A 1,109-nucleotide genomic window follows, 5' to 3' on the forward strand; every position below is an offset into this window, starting at 1 on the left:
AGGACTTAACCAATATTTTTAGGTGAACTCTAAGTTTACAAACTTCTTCTACATTATCTAGTTTTGAGGGAATGAAAAAAATTAATTTTCCTCTTGAAAAAAATAAAAAAGACATTATAATAAAATAGTGTCAAATAAATGGTCTGGCAGTTATGGCGAGAAGGTCACACCCGTTCCCATACCGAACACGGAAGTTAAGCTTTTCAGCGCCGATGGTAGTTGGGACACGCGTCCCTGTGAGAGTAGGACGCTGCCAGGCCCTTATAATTTTTTTATCGTTCCGCAGTAGCTCAGTGGTAGAGCTATCGGCTGTTAACCGATCGGTCGTAGGTTCGAGTCCTACCTGCGGAGCCATTTTTATGTCTATTAAAGTTTGCTATGCTTCCATAGCTCAGTAGGTAGAGCACTTCCATGGTAAGGAAGAGGTCAGCGGTTCGAGCCCGCTTGGAAGCTTTCCTATAATTTAAGTATGGCCCCTTGGTCAAGCGGTTAAGACACCTCCCTTTCACGGAGGTAACACGGGTTCGAGTCCCGTAGGGGTCACCATTTTCGGAGGATTAGCTCAGCTGGGAGAGCATCTGCCTTACAAGCAGAGGGTCGGCGGTTCGATCCCGTCATCCTCCACCATAATCTTATTATGTAAACCTATGCCGGGGTAGCTCAATTGGTAGAGCAACTGACTTGTAATCAGTAGGTTGGGGGTTCAAGTCCTCTCGCCGGCACTTTCTTTTTTAAAATTTAATATGGAGGGGTAGCGAAGTGGCTAAACGCGGCGGACTGTAAATCCGCTCCCTCCGGGTTCGGCGGTTCGAATCCGTCCCCCTCCACCATTTATATTTTTAAAAAAGTTGGACATACTAGATTTATCACATCATTATTGGGCTATAGCCAAGCGGTAAGGCATCGCACTTTGACTGCGACATGCGTTGGTTCAAATCCAGCTAGCCCAGCCAGAGAGCCATTAGCTCAGTTGGTAGAGCATCTGACTTTTAATCAGAGGGTCGAAGGTTCGAGTCCTTCATGGCTCATATTATAAAAATGAAAAAAACTTTGGAGAATACTCCAAGGTTTTTTTTGTTGTATAGGAAATTATAAAATATTTAATTGTG

General features: G+C 44.2%; 8 tRNA genes and 1 rRNA gene. All 9 read left to right on the forward strand.

Features of this window, described 5'->3' with window-relative positions:
- Nucleotides 1-142 precede the first annotated feature (142 nt).
- The 9 genes from rrf to V7121_RS11410 all read left to right on the forward strand — a co-directional run bounded on the left by rrf (nucleotide 143) and on the right by V7121_RS11410 (nucleotide 1,028).
- Nucleotides 143-259 (forward strand): 5S ribosomal RNA (gene rrf / locus V7121_RS11370).
- A 20-nt stretch (nucleotides 260-279) separates the two neighbouring features.
- Nucleotides 280-354 (forward strand) — tRNA-Asn (locus V7121_RS11375).
- 26 nt (nucleotides 355-380) lie between these two features.
- A tRNA-Thr gene (locus tag V7121_RS11380) sits at nucleotides 381-453 on the forward strand.
- A gap of 18 nt (nucleotides 454-471) precedes the next feature.
- Nucleotides 472-546: transfer RNA gene (locus tag V7121_RS11385), tRNA-Glu, on the forward strand.
- Nucleotides 547-551: 5 nt separating this feature from the next.
- Nucleotides 552-627: transfer RNA gene (locus V7121_RS11390), tRNA-Val, on the forward strand.
- 22 nt (nucleotides 628-649) lie between these two features.
- A tRNA-Thr gene (locus V7121_RS11395) sits at nucleotides 650-722 on the forward strand.
- Between the two features lie 23 nt (nucleotides 723-745).
- Nucleotides 746-830: transfer RNA gene (locus tag V7121_RS11400), tRNA-Tyr, on the forward strand.
- Nucleotides 831-878: 48 nt separating this feature from the next.
- Nucleotides 879-953: transfer RNA gene (locus V7121_RS11405), tRNA-Gln, on the forward strand.
- 2 nt (nucleotides 954-955) lie between these two features.
- Nucleotides 956-1,028: transfer RNA gene (locus V7121_RS11410), tRNA-Lys, on the forward strand.
- The last annotated feature ends 81 nt before the right edge of the window (nucleotides 1,029-1,109 follow it).

It is taken from the genome of Neobacillus drentensis, assembly GCF_036962125.1.
GTDB classification, from domain to species: domain Bacteria; phylum Bacillota; class Bacilli; order Bacillales; family Cytobacillaceae; genus Neobacillus; species Neobacillus drentensis_B.